The 18,549-nt window shown below is 68.5% G+C and carries 15 protein-coding genes, 1 tRNA gene and 1 pseudogene; 10 read left to right on the top strand and 7 right to left on the bottom strand.

Annotated features, from left to right (window positions below; all coding sequences use genetic code 11):
• Positions 1 to 16: 16 nt before the first annotated feature.
• Positions 17 to 1,489, top strand: coding sequence for an aldehyde dehydrogenase (NADP(+)) (locus PTQ19_RS13205; RefSeq protein WP_274367656.1), 1,473 nt, complete (start codon positions 17 to 19; stop codon positions 1,487 to 1,489).
• A gap of 180 nt (positions 1,490 to 1,669) precedes the next feature.
• On the opposite strand, the gene PTQ19_RS13200 is transcribed toward PTQ19_RS13205, so the two are convergent.
• Genes PTQ19_RS13200 through PTQ19_RS13190 form a run of 3 tightly spaced genes read right to left on the bottom strand, consistent with a single transcriptional unit; the run spans position 1,670 to position 4,852 of the window.
• The gene (locus PTQ19_RS13200) at positions 1,670 to 2,863 is read right to left on the bottom strand and encodes a metal-dependent hydrolase family protein (protein ID WP_179409944.1); all 1,194 of its coding nucleotides are present in this window, start codon (positions 2,861 to 2,863) and stop codon (positions 1,670 to 1,672) included.
• Between the two features lie 46 nt (positions 2,864 to 2,909).
• Positions 2,910 to 3,893 carry a proline racemase family protein gene (locus tag PTQ19_RS13195; protein ID WP_274367655.1) on the bottom strand — a complete coding sequence of 328 codons (984 nt, stop codon included), beginning with the start codon at positions 3,891 to 3,893 and terminating at the stop codon, positions 2,910 to 2,912.
• 29 nt (positions 3,894 to 3,922) lie between these two features.
• Positions 3,923 to 4,852, bottom strand: a complete 930-nt coding sequence (locus tag PTQ19_RS13190; RefSeq protein WP_274367654.1) for an ornithine cyclodeaminase family protein — start codon at positions 4,850 to 4,852, stop codon at positions 3,923 to 3,925.
• A 129-nt stretch (positions 4,853 to 4,981) separates the two neighbouring features.
• Here PTQ19_RS13190 and PTQ19_RS13185 point away from each other — a divergent pair, with 129 nt between their 5' ends.
• Positions 4,982 to 6,172, top strand: coding sequence for an FAD-binding domain (locus PTQ19_RS13185; protein ID WP_274367653.1), 1,191 nt, complete (start codon positions 4,982 to 4,984; stop codon positions 6,170 to 6,172).
• 45 nt (positions 6,173 to 6,217) lie between these two features.
• A tRNA-Ser gene (locus tag PTQ19_RS13180) sits at positions 6,218 to 6,306 on the top strand.
• Positions 6,307 to 6,429: 123 nt separating this feature from the next.
• Here PTQ19_RS13180 and PTQ19_RS13175 read toward each other — a convergent pair.
• Positions 6,430 to 7,527, bottom strand: coding sequence for an IS1249 family transposase (locus tag PTQ19_RS13175; RefSeq protein ID WP_274369076.1), 1,098 nt, complete (start codon positions 7,525 to 7,527; stop codon positions 6,430 to 6,432).
• 464 nt (positions 7,528 to 7,991) lie between these two features.
• Here PTQ19_RS13175 and PTQ19_RS13170 point away from each other — a divergent pair, with 464 nt between their 5' ends.
• Positions 7,992 to 8,594 carry a hypothetical protein gene (locus PTQ19_RS13170; RefSeq protein WP_274367652.1) on the top strand — a complete coding sequence of 201 codons (603 nt, stop codon included), beginning with the start codon at positions 7,992 to 7,994 and terminating at the stop codon, positions 8,592 to 8,594.
• Here PTQ19_RS13170 and PTQ19_RS13165 read toward each other — a convergent pair.
• Positions 8,581 to 8,790: pseudogene (locus tag PTQ19_RS13165) on the bottom strand (tyrosine-type recombinase/integrase); the annotation flags it as partial. The gene PTQ19_RS13170 and the pseudogene PTQ19_RS13165 overlap by 14 nt on opposite strands.
• A gap of 268 nt (positions 8,791 to 9,058) precedes the next feature.
• On the opposite strand from PTQ19_RS13165, the gene PTQ19_RS13160 reads away from it, so the two are divergent.
• Entirely contained in the window at positions 9,059 to 9,211 is a 153-nt protein-coding gene (locus PTQ19_RS13160; RefSeq protein WP_274367651.1) for a hypothetical protein, read from the top strand.
• Between the two features lie 370 nt (positions 9,212 to 9,581).
• Here the strand turns inward: PTQ19_RS13160 and PTQ19_RS13155 are convergent, their stop codons facing one another.
• Complete coding sequence (locus tag PTQ19_RS13155) at positions 9,582 to 10,289, bottom strand: DUF1684 domain-containing protein (protein WP_274367650.1); 708 nt, start codon at positions 10,287 to 10,289, stop codon at positions 9,582 to 9,584.
• Positions 10,290 to 10,379: 90 nt separating this feature from the next.
• On the opposite strand from PTQ19_RS13155, the gene PTQ19_RS13150 reads away from it, so the two are divergent.
• The 5 genes from PTQ19_RS13150 to PTQ19_RS13130 are packed head-to-tail and all read left to right on the top strand — an operon-like array spanning position 10,380 to position 17,511.
• Entirely contained in the window at positions 10,380 to 13,028 is a 2,649-nt protein-coding gene (locus PTQ19_RS13150) for an ABC transporter substrate-binding protein (protein WP_274367649.1), read from the top strand.
• Positions 13,025 to 14,020 carry an ABC transporter permease gene (locus PTQ19_RS13145; protein ID WP_274367648.1) on the top strand — a complete coding sequence of 332 codons (996 nt, stop codon included), beginning with the start codon at positions 13,025 to 13,027 and terminating at the stop codon, positions 14,018 to 14,020. Before PTQ19_RS13150 ends, PTQ19_RS13145 begins: the two co-directional genes overlap by 4 nt.
• A complete protein-coding gene (locus PTQ19_RS13140) occupies positions 14,017 to 14,877 on the top strand; it encodes an ABC transporter permease (protein WP_274367647.1) in 861 nt (286 codons plus the stop codon). The genes PTQ19_RS13145 and PTQ19_RS13140 overlap by 4 nt, the downstream gene beginning before the upstream one ends.
• Entirely contained in the window at positions 14,874 to 16,445 is a 1,572-nt protein-coding gene (locus PTQ19_RS13135) for a dipeptide ABC transporter ATP-binding protein (protein ID WP_274367646.1), read from the top strand. The genes PTQ19_RS13140 and PTQ19_RS13135 overlap by 4 nt, the downstream gene beginning before the upstream one ends.
• 1 nt (position 16,446) lies before the next feature.
• Positions 16,447 to 17,511: a peptidase C39 family protein gene (locus PTQ19_RS13130; RefSeq protein WP_274367645.1), complete on the top strand. Its 1,065-nt coding sequence runs from the start codon at positions 16,447 to 16,449 to the stop codon at positions 17,509 to 17,511.
• Here PTQ19_RS13130 and PTQ19_RS13125 read toward each other — a convergent pair.
• The gene (locus tag PTQ19_RS13125) at positions 17,508 to 18,512 is read right to left on the bottom strand and encodes a GTP-binding protein (RefSeq protein WP_274367644.1); all 1,005 of its coding nucleotides are present in this window, start codon (positions 18,510 to 18,512) and stop codon (positions 17,508 to 17,510) included. The two genes, PTQ19_RS13130 and PTQ19_RS13125, sit on opposite strands and share 4 nt — an antisense overlap.
• Positions 18,513 to 18,549 lie beyond the last annotated feature (37 nt).

Here is an 18,549-nt window from a genome sequence, read left to right as displayed (position 1 = left end):
CATGACGGAGGAATCCATGACTGAGACCGGTATCGAACAGGTCGCCGCGGCTGCGGCCGCCGCCGCCCGCCCGTTTGCCCGCACCACTCCTCGTGAGCGCGGCGGCGCGCTCGTCGCGGTGGCGGATGCCCTCGACGCGGCCGGCCCGGAACTCATCGCCATCGCGATGCGCGAGACGGGCCTGGCGCAGGCCCGCCTCACCGGCGAGCTGCGCCGCACCTCCTGGCAGCTGCGGCTGTTCGCCGACACGGTCGTCGACGGCGGGTATCTCGACGTGCGCATCGATGAGGCCGACCCGGACTACGTGATCGGCCCGCGGCCCGACGTGCGGCGCATGCGGGAACCGCTCGGCCCGGTGCTGAACTTCGCCGCCTCGAACTTCCCGTTCGCGTTCTCCGTCGCCGGGGGAGACACGGCGGCCGCGCTCGCCGCGGGATGCCCCGTCGTGGTCAAGGCGCACTCCGGGCATCCGGAGCTCTCCCGCCGCACCGCAGAGGTCGTCGCCGACGCACTGCGCGGGGCTGGGATGCCCGACGGGGTGTTCCAGCTGATCGCGGGGCAAGAGAACGGCGTCGCGCTGCTTCGGGATGAGCGCATCCGTGCCGGCGCGTTCACGGGGTCGACGGGTGTCGGAAGGATGCTCGCTGACATCGCCGCCTCGCGTACTGTGCCGATACCGTTCTACGGCGAGCTCGGCAGCGTCAACCCCGTGTACGCCACCTACGCCGATGATGAGCTGCTGCAGGCCTTCGTCGCCTCGGTGTCGGGGTCGGCCGGGCAGCTGTGCACCAAGCCGGGCTTCCTGTTCGTGCCCGAGGGGGCCGATCTGAGTGCGGTGACCGAGTCAGCGGCATCCGTCGACGAGCACCGCCTGCTCAACCCGGGCATCGGCCGCACGTTCGCGCAGCGGCGGGCGGATGTGCTCGAAGCCGACGGCGTGACCGTGCTCTCGGCGGGCGAGACCCGCACCGACGACGACGGACAGGCCTACGCGACCCCGACCGTCGTGACCGTCGACGTCGATGCTCTCGTCGCCGCCGGCGATGCGCTACTGGAGGAGTCATTCGGCCCGCTGTCGGTGATTGTGCGCTACTCCGACCTGTCGACGCTGCCCGCACTGCATGCCGGACTGTTCCCCGGCAACCTCACCTCGACCGTGCACGCCCGTGCGGGCGAGCTCGAGGACGGCTCGCTGTCGGCCCTCGTAGACGCGCTCGTCGAGACCAGCGGTCGCGTGCTGTTCGGCGGCTGGCCCACCGGTGTGTCGGTGACGCCGGCGATGCAGCACGGCGGCCCCTATCCGGCGACCACCACCGACGCCACCAGCGTCGGCACGGCCGCTATCGGGCGATTCCTGCGTGGCGTCGCCTATCAGAACGCCCCGCAGGCGCTGCTGCCGGCGCCGCTGCGCGACGATAATCCGTGGGGTGTGCCGCAGCAGCGCAGCGCCGCCGGACTGTCGACGACCTGGGGATCGTTCGCCGGCTGAGTCCCGGCGGCCGCGCGTGCGGGCTCCGCGCGTGCTCCTGAGCGAGATCCCCACGTCGTCCTTCGCCGAGACCCCCACGTCGCGTCGAGACCCCGTGCTGCAGGCGTCTGCAGCACGGGGTCTCGGCGATAGGTCGGGGTGTCGGCGGTCCGATCGGGTGATCCGAGCAGGGGGAGCCGATCAGGCCGAGAGGTCTGCCGGGGCGCCGGCACGAATCACCGCGACGCGCGAGTCCTGACGCCACAGCGCAGACGGGTCGGTGAGGGGATCGGATGCCAGCAGCACCGCGTCTCCGTATGCCCCGGCACCGAGGTGACCGAGCGCCGGATCGCCGATGAGCTCAGCGTTGACGGTCGTCATCGAACGCAGGGTGTCTGCGGCGGAGCCGGCCTCGACCTGCAGGCGGATGCCCGCGAGCTGGTCGTCTTCGAGGTCGCCCATGAGGTCGGTTCCGAAGCCGACGCGCACACCGGCGGCATGGGCCAGTCGCACGGCGTGCTGCCCCTTGGCGAGCACCTCGGAGTTCTTCTGCAACGAGATGGCGTTGAGCCCGATGTCGGCGCCACGGCGGTCCATGGCGTCGTAGGCGGCGAGGGTGGGTACGAGGAAGGCTCCCGCCTGCGCCATCAGCTCGGCGGTCTGCTCGTCGATGAGGTTGCCGTGCTCGATCGATCGGACACCGGCGGTGATCGCGTGCTGGACGGCCTCGGACGAGTAGGCGTGCGCGCAGACGTAGCTGCCGCGCCGGGTGGCCTCGTCGACCACCGCACGCAGTTCGTCCTCGGAGTACTGCGGGATGCGGATGGGATCGGTGAGCGAGAACACACCGCCCGAGGCCATCACCTTGATCGCGTGCGCGCCGGTGCGCAGACGCTCGCGCACGGCGACGCGCAGGTTGTCGACCCCGTCGACGACCTCGCACATGTGGCCGTGCGAGAAGCAGACGTCGATGTGCGCCGATCGTGGGTCGCCGTGGCCGCCGGTCTGACTGAGGGCGGGGCCGGTGAAGTGATAGCGCGGTGACGGGAACAGCTCGGCGTCGATCGCCTGCGCCAGTCCGATGTCGCCGCCTGCGACATCGCGGACCGTGGTGAAGCCGCGCTGCAGTGCGCGGGTGAGGCGCCGGGCACCGTTGATCGCGGTGTAGCTGAGGGGGCCGCGCTCGTTCTCGAGGCCGTCCATGCTCGTGGCGTAGGCGTGGAAGTGGGCGTCGATGAGGCCGGGGATGAGCCACTGCCCGGTGGCATCGATGCGTGTCGCATCCGGGGTACCGGTCTCAGAGATGCGGCCGTCGACGATGTGCACATCGCGGAGTGTGAAGCCGTCGCCGTGCCAGACGTGGGCGCCGAAGATCGAGAGGGATGCTGCGGGCATGGGTGCTCCTGTCGTGAGTGTCGACCGTGGGGGTCGGCCTTGGCGGTCAGCGCAGGCTGAAGCCGGAGGGAAGGGGATCGTCGGCGTCGAGTTCGAAGCGGCACGAGCCGATGCGGGAGGCGTTTCCGCGCACTTCGGGGATGACACCGTTCGGAGTGCGTTCGGCGATGCGGGCGTGGAACCGTGTGCCGATGATCGAGTCGTGGGTCAGGGTCTCGCCCTCGCGCAGCTCGCCGGTGGCAGCCAGCAGCGCCACGCGCGAGGCGGTGCCGGAGCCGCACGGGCTGCGGTCGACCTCGCCGTCGGCGAAGACGGTGACGTTGCGCTGGTGGGGGCCGTGCTCGGTGCGCCCGAGATCGTCGAACAGGATGGTGCCGTACACGCCCGAGAGGCGGGAATCGGAGAGCTGCGCGGCGGGATGCTCGTTGAGCGCCCATTTGATCTCACGGCCGATGGCGATGAGGTCGGTCGTGTGCGCCGGGGTGACGTCGAGCCCGACCGCTGCGGCGGGGAGGGTCGCGTAGACCGCGCCGCCGAAGACGAGGTCTACCTCGACGTCTCCACGGGAGGTCGTCAGTGCGATCCCGCGGGTCAGGACTCGCGACTCGACGTTGCGGAAGACGATGTCGTCGATGCGTCCGCCGGTCTGCCGGACGAGCGCCTGCACGCGCCCGCTGGGCACGTCGATCGTCACGGCGGTGACGCCGTCGGGGTCGGAGGCCACCCGCCCGGTGCGCACGGCCCAGGCTCCCAGTGCGATGGTTCCGTGGCCGCACGCCGTTGAGAAGCCGTCCTTGTGCCAGAACAGCACACCGAAGTCGGCGCCGTCGTCATCGGGCGGGGTGATGAAGCCTCCGTACATGTCGTCGTGGCCACGGGGCTCCAGGCACAGGAAACGGCGCACCTGATCGGCGTCGCCGTCGATCGCCGCGATGCGGCGCTCGGCGACGGTGGTGCCGTGCGTCGGTACGTCTTCGACGATGCGGAACGGCTCGCCGGCGGTGTGCCAGTCGTCGGTGGTCCAGTGCATGGTGGAGCTCCTGTGCAAGTGGAGGGCGTTCAGACGGCCAGGCGGGCGACCGCGAGGTCCTGCCAGCCCATGCCGCATGTCTTGATGACGCGCGGGCGGTCGGTGGCCGGTGCGACGGCGCCGGTGAACAGCTCGTGCATCGTGACCAGGTCGTCGTGATGCAGCATCCCGGCGTCGACGGCGACGATCACGTCGCCCGCCTCGCTTCGCGCGACGCGGCGGCTCTCGACGATCACCTGCGCGCGGGCCATCAGCGCGGGAGCGAGTTCGGCGCGGTCGGGTTCGTGCGACCCGATCGCGATGACCGTGGCGTCGTCGCGGACGAGGTCGGCGTCGAACAGGGGCGTCGGTGCCGACGTGGCGCACACGATGAGGTCGGCGGTGGCGATGTCGTCGAGTGTGCCGGCGCGCATGTCGGCGCTCGGTGCGTACGCGCGGGAGGCATCGACGGCGGATGCTGCGCGTGCGTCGTCGCGGCCGACGATGCGTACCGATCTCAGCGGCCGTATGGTCGCGAGCGCCTCGACGTGTCGGATCGCCTGGGGGCCGGTGCCGATGATGACGGCGTCGGCGGCATCGGCCGTCGCGACGACGTCGGCGCAGGCGGCCGAGACGGCGGGGGTGCGCAGGCTGGTCAGGGCGGTGCCGTCGATGATGGCGGTGGGCGCGAGGGTGGTGCCGTCGACGAGGATGTAGAGGGCCTGGATGCGCTCCAGTCCTCGGGCAGGATTGCCGGGGGCAACCGTGGCGAACTTCTGGCCGACGGCGCCGCCCGCGGCTGCGGGCATGAGCAGCAGTTGGCCGTTCGGCACGTCGAGGATCTGCCGGGCGAGGTCATCCTCCGGGTCGAAACCGTCGCGCAGCGTCTGCTGGATCGCGGCGACCGCGTCGGCCATGCTGACGCGGTCTTCGAGCAGGCGGGCGCTCACCAGGGAGAGATCGGCGATGACATCGGGCATGCCCTCAAATCTAGGCGAGATGCAGTGGTATGTCACGTTCTATCGCCGCGGATCCGTGTGGACAACGGGGGTGCCGCACGGGTCGGCGGCGCAGTAGCGTGGGCGGCGAGAGCCGAATCGAGAGGGGTCATGGACGTTCTCATCGTTGGCGCGGGCATCGCGGGGCCGACGCTCGCTTACTGGTTGAAGCGCTTCGGGTTCGTTCCGACGCTCGTCGAGCGCGCTCCGCGGCTGCGAGAAGGCGGCTACGTGGTCGACTTCTGGGGTGCGGGCTACGATGTCGCCGAGCGGATGGGCATCGTGCCGCGGCTGCTGGCGGAGGGGTACCGTTTTCGGGAGTTGCGGGAGGTGGATGCCCGGGGCCGGCGCATCTCGCATCTCGACCCGATCCGGTTGATCGACGCGGCGCGCGGACGGTACGTCACGATCGGACGCTCCGATCTGTCGCGGGCGGTTTTCGACGCCCTGAACGGCGACGTCGAGACGATCTTCGATGACACGGTGGAGACGCTCGACGATGACGGTGATCGCGTGCACGTGCGGTTCAACGGCGGTGCGACGCGGAGCTTCGATCTCGTGATCGGTGCGGACGGATTGCATTCGAGGGTGCGCGCGCTCACCTTCGGGCCGGAGAGTGACTACGAACGGTACCTCGGGATCGTGGTTGCCGCGTTCGACGTCGATGGCTATCTGCCGCGGGATGAGCTCGTCGCGGTCACGCACACCGAGGTGGGTGCGCAGATGCTGCGGATTGCGTTGCGCGATGGTTCGACGATGTTCTGCTTCATGTTCCGGCACGACGGCGATCTGCCCGGCGAGGTCGATGCTCAGCAGGAACTGCTGCGGTCTCGCCTCGGCGGCATGCGCGGAGAAGCCCGGGCGGTATTGGATCGGATGCCACAGGCGCGAACGTTCTACATGGATCGCGCGAGCCAGATCAGGATGCCGTCCTGGTCGCGCGGTCGGATCGGGCTGATCGGCGACGCCGCCGCGTGTCCATCGCTGCTCGCCGGGCAGGGCGCCGCTCTGGCGATGGTGGAGGCGTACGTGCTGGCCGTCGAGCTGCGCCGGGCCGGCCTTCACGCGTCTCCGGGGGAGCGCGGTGATGCGTTCGCGGCGATGCAGGCGAGTCTTGCCGGACTGGTGCGCAAGAAGCAGGATGCCGCGCTCGGGCTGGGGGCCGCGTTCGCGCCGCGCAATCGGATGCAGCTGTACACGCGCAACACGGTGCTCGGCCTGATGGGGATCCCCTTCGTGGCCGATCTCGTGATGGGAAGAAGTCTGCGGGACCCCATCGAACTGCCCGTCGCGCCGCTCTGAGGCGTCGATTTCGCGTTGGGGATGTGATGTCGTAAGCTGGTCGACGGTGACGTGTCCGAGCGGCCGAAGGTGCAACACTCGAAATGTTGTGTAGGTAACCCCTACCGTGGGTTCAAATCCCACCGTCACCGCCACTTGTCCTGAGTCGCGACATAGTTTACGAACTAGTCGCGGCTCAGGACTTTCTTGTTGTCTGGGGTGTTGACGTGTGACGTGGGTGGGTTATAGGCCAAAAGGAGTGGATGGCGTCGGGTGTGTCATCCGCGTCCTGCCCATCCGGTTCGTGCCCAGAGGCCTTCGGTGGCGTCTAGGCCGGTGTCGTAGAGGGATGGGCCGCCGATGTCTTCGGCTTGGTCTTCCTGGTCGTGCTGGTTGGGCTCAGGGGCTGGTGCTGGTGTGAGGGTGAGGGTGAGGGTGAGTGCTTGCTCGAGCGGTATCTGCCGCAGGGTGAGGAGCCATTCGATGGCGCGGCGGCGGTGGACCTCGCTCATTCCGCGGTGGCGGCGCAGGAGCTCGCGGATGGGGCTGTTGTATCCGCCTTCCAGTGGGCTGGTGGTGCGGGGGTTGCCGTAGGTGATCCAGGTGAACAAGACCCCGTCTCGGGTGACTTTTCGGATCAGGAGCCAGGCTTTGCGGAGCCGGTCGTGGGTGAAGCCCCACTGGCCGTTGCGGAACATGGTCCGCTCGCGGGTGAGGTGTCCGAACGTCTGCCACCACTGCTCAAGCTGCAGCTGCCAGGCGATCGCGGCGTCTTCGTCGTCGATGTTGCTGAGGTTCATCACGAGTTCGCGCAACGCTTTGCCTGCGGCGGTGCGGGGGTTGCGGGTCAGGTGCCGGGTGGTGTTCATCTGCAGGTGGAAGATGCACCGCTGATGCTTCGTCTCCGGCCAGCACGCCCGCAGTGCCGAGGGAAGCCCGGAGCCGCCGTCGGAGACGATCACCCCGGGCGCGGGGACCTGCTCCAGCAGTGCGGTCCAGGCGGCGGTGGTCTCGCGGCCGCACCATTGCCAGGCCAGCAGGTCGCCCTTGTCGCTGATCGCGATCAGCAGGCACCAGGACCCGATCCAGACTCCATCGACGAGCACCGCATGGTGGATGGTCTCAGCCGGTTCGCGGTACGGCTGGATGTCCCAGCACCAGGCGGTGTCTCGACGAAACGAGCGTCCGGTCCGGGTGCCGTCGATCTCGGCCTGGGTCTGCTTGCCCGTCAGCCAGACCACGAACCGACGCAGCTGCTCACGACGGGTCACATCCGGGCGCCGGCGTACTGCAGATGCCCCGCAGCTCTTGCACCGCCAGCGTTGCGTTCCCGAGCGGTGGCGGCCGTTCTTCACCAGCTGTGAACCGCATAGCACGCACGTCGTCGAATTCGAGGGAAGGGTCACGACTAAGCGTCGCCGACCATGATGATCCCCGAATCACCCCGGAAACACGCGCCTAGATCAAGAACCCATCCACTCCTTTTGGCCTATAGCCCACGTGGGTTGTAGGCCAACAGAATGGCAACAAGCGCTGACTCCACCGTTCCGAGATCGCAGCCTGGACACACAGAAACAGGTGTTATCGTGAGGAAAGTTCCTCTCCATGTATGGGGCATGGTGAGGTGATCGGAGACGGAGATCGACATGGCTTCTGAAGCCCTCGGTAGCGCCTATGTTCTCTCGAAGACTGGAGCATCCCAGCTGGCGGAGATGGCTGCTGATGGTAGCGCCCCTGTGGCGTCGCCTGGGTTCTCATCGCGCCTTCACTCTCCGGCATTAGCAGATGGGCGCCTTTCGGCGCTCGAGCGTCTCGTAAGCGCGCATACCACGACCGGACGTTGAGCACATCTGGGGCGTCTCGTATCCCATACGACGTCTTCGCCCTCGCCGACATACAGCAAGAGAAGTACCAGGCGCTCGCTGATCGGGTCAACGAGCGGATGTCGCAGTTCAGGTGCGAGCGCTCCCCACACCTCCAGAGCTTCGCCCGCACCAGCGTTCGTAAGTATGAAGCGCACGGGCACAGCCGTACGTACGTGATGATCACGGCAACCGATGACACCATCGACGTCGCTGGTTTCTTCACCGTGGGGATGACTGCGCTGAACTTCAGTCAGGCGAGTTCGACGGCGCGCAAGAAGCTGATGGGAAACATCAGCCTTGAGCAGACCGGCGCGTACAGCATCGCTGAGTTGGCTCGTTCGGACGACTTCTCCTCGGAGCAACTTCCCGGGTCGATGATCCTGGATGAGGCGAAAGAGGTCGTCAAGCGGGCCCGCAACTATGTGGCGGGTCGGTTCCTAGTTGTCGATGCCCGCCAGGAAGTGTTCGAACGCCTCTACCAGCCAGCTGGGTTTCGGCAGATCGACGTCGCCACGCCTCCGCGCGACATGCAGGATGTGGAGTTCATCACCGCATGCGCCGTCATCAAAGACTGGTGATCACCGCGCTACGCGCCTGATCGAGCGCCGTCGCGACGCCGTCGAGGTCGTCGTCGAAAAGGCCCGCGTACGTGTCGAGCGTCATGCTCGTAGACGCATGCCCGAGCATCCGTTGCACTGCTGTCACCTTCGCGCCTGAGCTGGTCGCCAGCGACGCGGCCGCGTGCCGGAGGTCGTGCGGGGTGACGCGTGGCATCCGCGCCGGCTCATTGCGGCCATCATCAAGACGAACACTCATACGGGCGCGGACTACACCCATGGATGGGGCAACCCCAATGCGTACGCGATTGCGGTGAAGGGCGTCCAAGAGCCAATCCCCCGTGCGGAAATTTGCTACTCCGGTTCCTGCTCGGGATTCATCTGCGGCAATGTGCCCGATCAATGTGGACAGTGAGACCGATGCTCTCATTTCGCACGCTGCTCACTTCCTACGCGCGTCCACGAGGGGCGTCGTCGATGTCGCCGTGCGTGAGTACATCGAGCGTCACCGCGAGGAGATTCAGAAGGCTGCACTCGAGGCGTTGCGCACGCTCGACGGCTCCACGAAGAGTGCCGTCCAGTTGCTGACGGACGCAAGTGACGACGAACTCGATGAGCTTGGCGGTTTCAGGGGCTGAGCCGCTGCCGGTGGCCGCTTTTAGCCTGAAGTTCTATGAACTCTGTGCGTCCGACGAAGCGATGCCTGGATGATCTTGGTCTGAGATTTCCACCGCTGGACGTGCCACTAAGCGAAGCCGCGCACGATCTGATCGTCAAGGCGCAGCGGCTGCCGGATGAGTTCGCTTCCGGTGGCGCAGAACGCGTGCCGACACGAAGGAGCAAGAGCAGCTCGTCTACTCGGCGGTGCTTCCGCCGGAGTCGCTGGCGGCGATGCTCGACGATTCATCAGGCGGGTATCTATAGCACTCAACGAGACGCACCAGCAGCAACACAGGAACCCCCTCCTCGTGAGGGGTTCCTTGTCTGGGCCCGCCCGCGCTGGCGCGGTCAGACCACGCGCAGTTCTCCGGCGGTGACGGCCACGGGCAGACGGTTCTCGGGCGGCGGGAACACGCACACGTAGTGGTCTGAGAACGCGCATGGCGGCAGGTGGGCGCGGTTGAGGTCGACGACGACGCGGCCAGCGGCGTCGGGACGCTCGAGGCGCAGGAAGCGGAACGGGTAGCTTGCGGTGCCGCTGGTGGCGTCGGCGAGCGGAGCGAACAAACCGCCGTCGTCGAGCTGTCTGACCAGGAGCGTCAGCGGGGTGCCGTCGTGCTCGAAGGTGACAGCGCCGTCGTAGACCGTCTCAGCGCGATGTCCGTCGACGGCTTCGGTCGAGGCGCCCACCGCGGTTGCGGTGAACAGCCCCGTCGCGCTCCATGACGGATCGAACGCGGCCCTCTCGATGGCGGAGATGCCCCGGCGCCTCGGCGCTTCGGGATCCCACACGCGCAGCGCGACAGCACCATCGCGGGCGAAGCCGCCCAGCATCCGCTCGCCCACCCGGACCTTCTCGCCCGGTGCCAGACGCAGGCCGGTGGCTGAGGCGGTGCCGACGGCCGCTTCGCCGTCTGTGCTCCATCGTCCGTCCACATCGTCGAACTCCTGCTCGTGGGGCGTGAGCCAGTGCGTCGCGGCCAGTGAAGCGGTCCCGAACGGGCTCCAGGTGAGGTGATCGCGGTCGGCGATCCACTGTCGGTGTGCTGCGGTCATGGCGGGCAGTCCTTCGCGTCGATGCGGTTCTGTGTCAGATTGTCACATCTTGTTACACAATCGAAACTGAAATATGAATAGCATCCTCCTATGGATAGCGAAGAAGCTCCAGACATCGACGCACTGACGCGAACGCTCGATGTGCATTCCCTGCGCATCCTGGTCGCCATCGACCAGGAGGGGTCGATCAGCGCTGCCGCTCGCTCGCTGGGCTTCACCCAGCCGACCATCACCCAGCACGTGCAGCGGCTCGAGGCGCGCCTCGGCGCCACCCTGATCGCCCGCACCGCCCGCTCGGCCGCACTCACCCCCGTCGGCGCGATCCTCGCGCAGCACGCTCCCCGCATCGACGCCAGCCTGACGGCCGCGGCCACCGAACTCGCCCGCGCGCTGGGACGCCGAGCGGGCACGGTGCGCCTGACCGGCCCCGTCGAGAGCATCGGCCCGGTGATCGCGCCCACCGCGGCCCGGCTCGCGGCGGACAGCCCCGGCGTCGAGGTCTCGGTCACCGAAGCCGCCGATACCGTCGATGCACTCGACCGTGTGCGCAGCGGCCGCGCCGACATCGCCGTCACGGTCGACGTCGCCGCCTCCAGCTCGCGGCGCCAGGCGGCGCCACGGCGTCAGGGCGCGCGCTCGACGTTCCTGTTCGCCGAAGAGATCGTCGCCGTCACGGTCGCCGACGCGGATGCCCCGGGCGGGCGGATCGATCCGCTCGTGCTCGCCGAACTGCCCTGGATCGGCGGGCGCGGCACCAGCAGCGACGTCATCGCGCAGGCCATCGGACGCACGCCGGCTCGCGGCGACATCACCACGAGCCGGCCGGATGCCGCCCTGGCATTGGCCGCCAACGGCCTCGGCGTCGCCTTCCTCGCGGAGTCCGACCTGGCGGGGATCGCCCTCGAACCCGGAGTGCGGGCACTGGGCCTCTCGCCCGCGTTCACCCGACGCACGTGGGCGACGACGCTCGTCGAAGCGTCCGGTATCCCGCCCGTCGCGGCCGCCGTCCGCACCCTCGCCGTCCACCGTCCGACCTTCGCCGACGTCGAGGCCAGCCTCGACGCGCGTCGGCGCAGTGAGAGCCACCGGGCTCGATTCCGTACCACCGCACCACTACCCGAGGAGATACCCGCCATGCCGTTCCCGCTCACAAACCGCCTGGCGAAGGCGGCCACCGTCGCCGCCACAGGCGCGCTGCTGCTGACCGCGTGCTCCACTCCGGCGCCGCAACAGACCACCGGCGCCGACACCGGCGCCGAGATCGACCACATCACGGTCGCGCTGCCCGGCTCGCTGTCGAGCCTCTACGTCGGCCAGGAGGCCGGCATCCTGAACTACTACATCGCCTCCATCGCACAGGAGGGCCTCGTCTCGATCGACGCGCAGGGGCGTGTGCAGCCCGGGCTCGCCGAGTCGTGGGAGCAGACTGACGACGTCACGTACGTGTACACGCTCCGCGACGACGCCGTCTTCCAGGACGGCAGCCCCGTCACGGCGGACGACGTCGTGTTCAGCCTGGAACGCGCACGCGATGAGACGAGCTCGCCGGGTCTGGCCTATTACCTCATGAACGTCGAGAGCATCGCGAAGACGGGCGACAACGAGGTCACCATCACCCTCACCGAGCCCGACGCGGCGTTCGCGTCGAACATGAGCACCGGTGGCGCCGCGTTCATCACCTCGAAGGCGTTCTGGGAAGAGCACGACGGCAAGGTCGGAACCGCCGACTCGCTGCTGCTGGGATCCGGGCCCTACGAGGTGACCGAGTTCTCGCCGGACTCCCACGTGACCTTCGAACGCGTCGACTCGTGGTGGGGAGAACTGCCCAAGGTCAAGGAGATCACGGTCAACTTCGTCTCGGACGAGTCGACGCGTCTGCTCGCGGCGCAGTCCGGCGATGTCGACGTCGCATTCAATGTGCCGCTCGCGCAGTCCCAGCAGTGGGAGAAGCTCGATACCATGCGCGTCGAGTACGTCAACGACCTGTCGTACGTCGGCTTGTACTTCAACATCGGCGTCGCCCCGTTCGATGACCCGAAGGTGCGTGAGGCCTTTGCGCACGCGGTCGATCGCGACGCGTACGTCGAGAAGCTGCTGCGCGGGCACGGTGAGGCCGCGACGGCGATCATGACACCCGAGTCACTGGGCCAGGTCCACGACGCCGATGATGCCAGGGACGCCCTGGCGGGGATCCCGCAGTGGGAGTTCGATCTGGACGCCGCCAAGGCCGCGCTCGCGGCATCGTCGGTGCCCGAGGGCTTCGAGACCGAGCTGCTCACGCCGAACACCGGGCCGCAGCTCGGCACCGCCGCACAGGCGCTGGCCCAGAACCTCGCCGAGATCGGCGTCACGGTCAACGTGCGCGAGGTTCCGATCGAGGAGTGGCTCGCCAGCCTCGATGCCTCGTCCGACCACGGTGTGAACCTCATGTGGTACTTCTCGACGCTCGGCGACCCGGCCGAGGTGCCCAGCTACCTGCTCGGCGCCGGCAACCCCGCCGGCTACGACAACCCCGCCATCGTCGACCTGCTCGCGCAGGCCGGTGCCGAGTCGGATCCCGCCGCGCGCGCCGACCTGCTGATCGAGGCCGAGGCGCTGCAGGCCGCTGATGCGATCAACGTTCCGCTGTGGTGGGGCCAGTCGGCGACCGCGTTCGCCAAGGATCTCGGGATGAACGACTACAGCGCGTTCGCCTTCATCTCGTCGTGGCCGACTCAGCTGTACCGGGCAGGACAGTGAGCCAGCCGCTTCTCATCCGAGCACGCGCACGGCGGTTCCGATCAGTCGGTCGACTGCTCGCCGTGCGCGTGCTCGGCGTGCTCGCCGTGCTGCTGGTGCTGTCGATGGTCATCTTCGCGCTCATGCACCTGGCGCCCGGCGACATCGTCAAGAACCTGCTCGGCAACCGTCCGTCCTCGCCCGAGGCCGTCGCCGCGATCCGCGAGCAGTACAACCTCGATGACCCGATGTGGCTGCAGTACCTCAAGTGGCTCGGTGGCCTGCTCACCGGCGACCTCGGGCAGTCGATCCGGCTGCAGATCCCCGTGGCCGATGCCATCGCTCAGCGCGTCGGCATCACGCTCGCCCTCTGCGCGCTCGCCTTCGTGATCGCCCTGGCAGTGGCCGTGCCGCTCGGGGTGCGCAGCGCGGCCCACGCGGGAAGCTGGCTGGATCGCACCGCGAACACGCTCGCGGTGGTCGGCCTCAGCGCCCCCACCTTCGCCGTCGGCCTGCTGTTGCTGTACCTATTCGCCTATTACGTGCGGCTGTTCCCTGTGTACGGCGCGGGTTCCGGCGGGCTCGACACACTGTGGCACCTGGTGCTCCCGGCGATCACCCTCGCACTCGGGTTGGGGGCGATCATCGTCAAGCTGACGCGCACCGCCATGATCCGCGAACTCGAGTCCGACTACGTCACCTCCGCCCGCGCCCGCGGCATCCCCGAGGCGCAGGTGATGCGCATCGCCCTGCGCAACGCGGCCATCCCGATCGTCACCGGTGCGAGCCTGGTGCTCACCTTTCTCGTCGGCGGCACGGTTCTGGCCGAGACTACCTACGCGCTACCCGGACTGGGAACCCTGCTGCAGGATTCGGTGCTGTTCAAGGACATCGCCGTCGTGCAGTCGCTCACCCTGCTGGTCGCCGTCGTGATCGCGGTGATCGCGCTGCTCGCCGACCTGATCTACCTGCTGCTCGACCCCCGCATCCGTCGAGGAGGGACGCCCGCATGACAACGACACTCGACCTGAGCGGCATCCGCGCCCGCAAGCGACGGAGGTATCCGTCCGCCACCGTCTCGTTCGCGTTCGCGATCCTCGCCGTCACCGCCTTCGCCGCGGCATTCGGTGGCTTGCTGTACCCCGACGCGATGCGCCAGGACATCCTCTCGGGCCTGCTGCCCGCTGGAACCCCCGGGTATCCGCTCGGCACCGACGAACTCGGACGCGACGTCTGGGCGATGACGGTCGCGGGCGCCGCGTCGGCACTGATCGGCCCGATCTGCGTGGCCGTGGGCTCGATGCTGCTCGGCATCTTTCTCGGCACGATCGCCGGGTTCGAGCGCGGCTGGCTCGACGTCGTCATCAGCCGCTGGACCGACCTGCTGCTCGCCCTGCCGGTGCTGCTCGCCGCGATCGTCGTCTCGGGCGTCTTCGGCGGCGGCTACTGGATCACCGTCGCCCTGCTGATCCTGCTGTTCTCGCCATCGGACATCAGAATCGTGCGCGCCGGCGTGCTCGAGCAGACGGCACGGCCCTACATCGAGGCCGCCCGGATGCTCTCCCTCTCGCGATGGCGCATCATGTTCCGCCACATCCTGCCCAATGTCTCCACTCTGGTCCTCACCAACGCCATGCTCAATGTCGCCTTCGCGCTCGTCGCCTTCTCCTCACTGTCCTTCCTCGGGGTGGGGGTGCCGCCGGGGATCGCCGATTGGGGGCGACAGCTCACCGACAACCGCGCGATCATGTTCGACAACCCCGCCGCCGTCATCGTGCCCGCGCTGCTGATCATCCTCGTCGCGTCTGCCGTCAATCTCGTCGGGGACTGGGCGGGCCAGCGGCTCTCACAGGTCGGAGACGCGCTGTGAGCGGGGTGGAGATCGTCGCACTCACCGTCACCGGCCACAACGGCACGGCCGTGCAGCCGATCGACGCCGTCATCGAACCGGGGCGCACGCTCGCGATCATCGGCGAGTCGGGGTCGGGCAAGACCCTCACCGCGAAGTCCCTGGTCGGGCTGCTTCCCCGCGGCTTCCGCGCCGAGGGAACGGTGCGCATCGGCGACCGGCACGTTTCTCTGGACGCGGCACAGCAGCAGTGGCGGTCGGTGAGAGGGGGGACGGTCACGCTCCTGCTGCAGGACCCGTTCACGAGCCTCTCGCCGGTGCACACCTGCGGCGATCAGATCGGTTGGACCCTGGATGCCGTCGCGGGGCGTCGCCTGCCCCGCGCCGAACGAGAGCGCATCGTCGCCGAGCGCCTCGCCGAAGTGAAGCTGCCCGAGCACGTGGCCCGCGCCTTCCCCCACCAGCTGTCGGGCGGCATGCGCCAGAGAGTGGCGATCGCCGCCGCGCTCGCCGCCAGCCCGCAGCTGATCATCGCCGACGAGCCCACCACGGCGCTGGACGCGTCGAACCAGGCCGAGATCCTCGACCTGCTGCGCGCCGTGCAGAGGTCCCGAAACCTGTGCGTCATCCTCATCTCGCACGATCTGGGGCTGGTGCGCGGTCGAACGGACGATGTGCTGGTGATGCGGCAGGGCGAGGTCGTCGAGCGCGGTGCGACCGCGACCGTGCTGGCCGATCCTCAGCATCCATACACGCGTGCGCTCATCGACGCCGACCCGAGCATGTCCGCCGCGGCATCCGCGCCCGCGCCGACGGCGCGCGCCGACGGCGGCGAGCCGCTGCTGCGGGCAACCGACGTGGTCAAGCACTTCGGCGACCGGCGTGTGCTCGACGGTGTCGGAATCGAGATCGCCCCCGGCCAGATCGTCGGTGTGGTCGGCGAGTCCGGGTCGGGCAAATCGACGTTCGCGCGCTGCATCGCGGGTCTCGAAACCGAGGACTCCGGGTCGATCGTCTTCGACGGCGCACCTCTCGCCCCCGGGCGGCGGTCGCGCACACCCGACCAGATGCAGATCGTGTTCCAGGACCCGTACTCGTCGCTGAACCCGATGATGACGATCGGACAGATCCTGCGAGAGGCACTGCGTGTGGCCGGGAGAGCACCGACCGAGGTCGGTGCGCTGCTGCAGACCGTGGGACTGCCCGCCGATTTCGCACGGAAACGCCCGGCCGAGCTGTCGGGCGGTCAGCGTCAGCGCATCGCCATCGCCCGCGCTCTGGCGCCGCGGCCGCGTCTTCTCATCTGCGACGAGTCGGTTTCGGCGCTCGACGTGTCGGTGCAGGCGCAGATCCTCGCGCTGCTGCGCTCGCTGCGCGACGATCTGGGCATCGCGATCCTGTTCATCTCGCACGATCTCGCCGTCGTGCGCATGCTCGCCGATACGGCGACGGTGCTCTGGGCGGGACGAGTCGTCGAATCCGGGCCGTGCGCCCAGGTGCTCACCGAACCCCGCCATGAGTACACCCGGCTCCTGGTCGCCGCGGCGACGCAGGAGAACACCGCATCCACCCCCATGAAGAAGGACTGAAATGCCCACAGCACTCCGCGCCTGCGCCGTCGCACCGATCGACGTGGCCGCCGAGCTCGTCGACCTCGTGGATCCCGACCGCCTGGAGCGCTGGCGGCACGCGCCCGCCGCGTACCGGCCGTGCGCCTGGATCGTCCGCGACGAGGCCGGGACGATCCAGGCCGCCGCGCTCACCAGCGGCCGTCCCGCCACTTCGGCGATCAAGATCCGTGATGTGTGGTGGACGGACGACGACGCCGCACGCGCGCTGATCGAGGGCGTCTGCGCGCAGAGCGCGACGGACGGCGACGTCGCCGTCAAATGGGAGGTGCCGGCGGGGGAGGGGCTCCCCGCGTTCACCGACGAGCTGGGCTTCATCGCGATGCGTCGCCCGTGGGCGGCGGTCGGCACCGAGCAGTTCGACGGGTACGTCCGCTGGCTCGTGCCGACGACGCATCAGGAACGGGGCTACTACGCCCAGACCACGCTGTTCACGTGTGGCGCCGTCGCCGCGCTGATCGCTGCCGAAGGAAGCGCCGCCGGCGGCTTCGCGGCCGAACAGTCCCACCGGGACGTCGAGGTCGGCTTCTGGCGCCGCGCGAGCAACTATCCGGCATGCGAGCCGATCGGTCTCGCGGTCGCGCTGCACGAGCACCTGCGGGATGCCCGCATCGAGGTCGCTCTCGACACCGACGGCCCGGCACTGCTGGAGGGCTTCGAAGGATTCGATCACTCCTTCCGCGCCGAGCTGCAGGCGGACTCGCTGCGGCAAGCGGGGGAGAGCGGCATTCCCGTGCGCCGCGACAGGGTGGCCATCGCCGAGATCGTCGAACGCGTCGAGGGCGGTGAACAGGCGCTGCTGCTGATCGACGAAGAGCCGATGCACGGCGAGACGGGCCCGCACTGGATCGTCGCGCATGCGCGCGTCGGCGACGCGCTGGTCGTGGAGGACCCCTGGATCAACATCGACACGGGGGAGACCTGGGTGGATACGCATGAGCTCCCCGTGCGCCCCGACGATCTCGACCGTCTGGTGCGCTGGAGCGACGAGGCCTACCGGGGCGTCGTCTTCGCCAAGGCGGTTTAGTCGTCGGAGTGCGCGTGGATCGCCCATCGGGGGAACGGGTCGCCGAATGTGGTCCACGTCCGTGCGTCTGAGAGGAGCTCGTCATCATCGAGCAACGCGGAGTCCAACCCGGCAGTGAGGCGGGGGATGTCCATGTCGATGCCGATGAAGCCCAGGTCCTGTCCGAGGGCGAGGGGAGGAGTGGGCGAGTCGTTGTCGCGAACCAGTGGCGCGAGCGAGATCATCTGGCCGACCTGATCCCAACTGCCGACGATGCCGGGTCGCGTCGCCAGCCGGCAGAAGCCCGCCGAACGGAGGATCGCTCCGTAGCGTCCTTCGCCGAGATCCTCTTCGAGTAGCCGGTTCAAGCGTTCTGGATGGAACGGGCGCAGTCGTTCGTAGCGAAACGCGCTGACCCTGGCATCCTGCATGTGGGGGTCGTGTTCGTCGTTGAGCAGATGCACCCATCCCGGTTGATGGGTCGACTCGGAGTATGCGGGGAATCCGGCAGGCGCGCCCGCGCGATCGAGTCCGATGCGCGCCGCCGGTGCAAGGTGGCTGAGCACCGCGAGCAGCATTGACAGATCTCGGGTGGCGACGGCCTCCCAGTCGAACACCAGTACCGTGCTCGCGTGCTCGATGTGCTGAACGAGACGCAGGGCTCGTGCGACGAAGACGGTGACGTCTGCATCGGATGCCGTGATGTAGTCGTCTGCCATGAGGTCTTGCGTGAACGTCTTGGCGTCGACGACGCACACGAGCTCGACCAGTGTCGTCGTCGCATCACCCGCGAGCGCTCCGATGGCCGCCTCGACGCGAGAGTCGGCGGGGATCTCTGCGACCAGCCGCCCTGCGTCGGGTGTCGCGTGGGCGACGTCAAGCACATCCTCGATCGAGGATGTGCGGCCCCGTGTCGTCGCAGAGACGTGCGTGCACCGCTGTTCGCGTGCTCGACGCCTGGCGACGGTGGCTCTGCTCTGATCGCGGTGGCCGGTGATCAGTGTGATCTCGATGGGTGACAAGGGAGGCTCGCTTCTGGCTCGACTGCGGTAATGTCTA

The sequence above is a fragment of the Microbacterium esteraromaticum genome, from assembly GCF_028747645.1.
GTDB classification, from domain to species: Bacteria; Actinomycetota; Actinomycetes; order Actinomycetales; family Microbacteriaceae; genus Microbacterium; species Microbacterium esteraromaticum_C.
This window is presented reverse-complemented; position numbering and strand designations above follow the sequence as displayed.

Excerpts from the sequence above, each read along its gene's own strand:
- PTQ19_RS13205 (WP_274367656.1), top strand. The coding sequence starts at position 17 with ATGACTGAGACCGGTATCGAACAGGTCGCCGCGGCTGCGGCCGCCGCC.
- PTQ19_RS13200 (WP_179409944.1), bottom strand. The coding sequence starts at position 2,863 with ATGCCCGCAGCATCCCTCTCGATCTTCGGCGCCCACGTCTGGCACGGC.
- PTQ19_RS13195 (WP_274367655.1), bottom strand. The coding sequence starts at position 3,893 with ATGCACTGGACCACCGACGACTGGCACACCGCCGGCGAGCCGTTCCGC.
- PTQ19_RS13190 (WP_274367654.1), bottom strand. The coding sequence starts at position 4,852 with ATGCCCGATGTCATCGCCGATCTCTCCCTGGTGAGCGCCCGCCTGCTC.
- PTQ19_RS13185 (WP_274367653.1), top strand. The coding sequence starts at position 4,982 with ATGGACGTTCTCATCGTTGGCGCGGGCATCGCGGGGCCGACGCTCGCT.
- PTQ19_RS13155 (WP_274367650.1), bottom strand. The coding sequence starts at position 10,289 with ATGACCGCAGCACACCGACAGTGGATCGCCGACCGCGATCACCTCACC.
- PTQ19_RS13150 (WP_274367649.1), top strand. The coding sequence starts at position 10,380 with ATGGATAGCGAAGAAGCTCCAGACATCGACGCACTGACGCGAACGCTC.
- PTQ19_RS13140 (WP_274367647.1), top strand. The coding sequence starts at position 14,017 with ATGACAACGACACTCGACCTGAGCGGCATCCGCGCCCGCAAGCGACGG.
- PTQ19_RS13130 (WP_274367645.1), top strand. The coding sequence starts at position 16,447 with ATGCCCACAGCACTCCGCGCCTGCGCCGTCGCACCGATCGACGTGGCC.